Below are 1,853 nucleotides of genomic sequence, written 5' to 3' on the forward strand. Positions count from 1 at the left end.
CCAGCAGGACTATCAACGGACTCTGGTGATTATCTTAGAAGATTTTGGGGGAGAGTCCCTAGAGCAGTGGATGCACAAGCGCCCAGATATATTCTGCCCCACGCCTTTATCCACTTTTCTAGATGTGGCGATCGCTATAAGCGACATTCTGGGCAGAATCCATGCAGCCAATATCATTCATAAAGATATCAACCCTGGGAACATAGTTCTAAATCTGGATACTGGCGTTGTCAAAATTATTGACTTTGGGATTGCCACCCAATTTAACCGCACAAATCCAACCTTCAAAAGTCCTCATGTTTTAGAAGGGACACTTGCATACTTGTCTCCAGAGCAAACAGGGCGGATGAACCGTTTGCTCGATTACCGCACCGATTTTTACTCCCTCGGTGTTACATTCTACGAACTTCTAACCGGACATCTGCCGTTTGAAACAACGGATATTCTGGAACTAGTCCATTATCATATTGCCAAACAGCCACCTTCACCTCATGAAATAAATACAAAGATTCCCAAACCAGTTTCAGATATAATTCTGAAACTGATGGCGAAAAATGCAGAAGATCGCTATCAGAGTGCCTGGGGAATCAAAGCAGATTTAGAAATCTGTGTTCAACAATTAGAACAAATAGGTCAAATCTCTAACATTCAACTTGCGCTTCAAGACGTTTGCAATCATTTTGAAATTCCCCAAAAACTGTATGGACGGAACAAGGAAGTTGCAATGTTACTGGCAGCTTTTGGGCGTGTAGCGTGTCCAGAAAACAATCGTATCGCTTCTTTACCAAATAATTCAGAAACGACTTCACAAAGTGAACAAACGGGCAATCCAAAATTCCAAGTTGAAATGATGTTGGTATATGGCTATGCTGGCATTGGTAAATCTGCGTTAGTGCAGGAAATCTATAAACCAATTACCCAAAAGCGTGGCTATTTTATCTCTGGGAAATTTGATCAATTCGGGCGCAATATTCCTTACAGCGCGATCGCAAATGCCCTGCAAAAATTGGTGAAGCAACTGTTGGGTGAACCCGATGAGCAATTGAAACAGTGGCGATCGCATCTGTTGACAGCATTGGGAAGCAACGGACAAATCATCATTGATGTGATCCCAGAAGTTGAGTTAATTATTGGTAAGCAGCCACCCGTACCAGACGTTGGCGCAACTGAAGCTCAAAACCGCTTTAATCGCGTCTTTGGGCAGTTTGTGCGGGTGTTATCTTCAAAGTCACATCCGCTTGTAATTTTTTTAGATGATTTGCAATGGATAGACTCAGCAACGCTGAAGTTAATTGAGTTGATGCTGCTTGATGAGCAAATCCAATCCTTATTTTTGATTGGAGCCTATCGAGATAATGAGGTAAATCCAACACATCCACTGGTATTGACTTTGGAAAGACTGCGAAAACAAGGAGCAGTCCTTCAGGGGATTATCTTGGCACCCTTAACGCTCTTGCCGTTGAGTCAGTTGATTGCCCAGACACTGCATCAAAATGTAGACAGCGTTTGTTTCTTAGCAGAGTTAGTGTTGCGTAAAACCGAGGGTAATCCTTTTTTTGTCAACGAATTTTTGAGGACGCTATATAGCGAAAATCTGTTGACCTTTGATACTGAACACTTAAGCTGGCAGTGGAACATTGCTCAGATTCAAGCTCAAAATATCACTGATAACGTTGTGGAGTTGATGGTTCACAAGTTGAAGAAACTGCCAGAGAACACACAGCAAATTCTCCGATTAGCGGCTTGTATGGGCAGGGTAAGAGCATCTCAATCAGGCTTGACATAAGGAATTAGAAGAATCTAATGTATTGTTAATGAAACAACTGAGAACCTGAATCATATAATTGTTATCC

At 42.0% G+C, this 1,853-nt stretch carries 1 pseudogene; it reads left to right on the top strand.

Annotated elements, in window-relative coordinates:
• Positions 1–1,753, top strand: a pseudogene (locus H6G26_RS41455) (AAA family ATPase); the annotation flags it as partial.
• Between the last annotated feature and the right edge of the window lie 100 nt (positions 1,754–1,853).

Origin of the sequence: Nostoc sp. FACHB-888 (assembly GCF_014696655.1) — a bacterium.
Lineage (GTDB): Bacteria > Cyanobacteriota > Cyanobacteriia > Cyanobacteriales > Nostocaceae > Nostoc.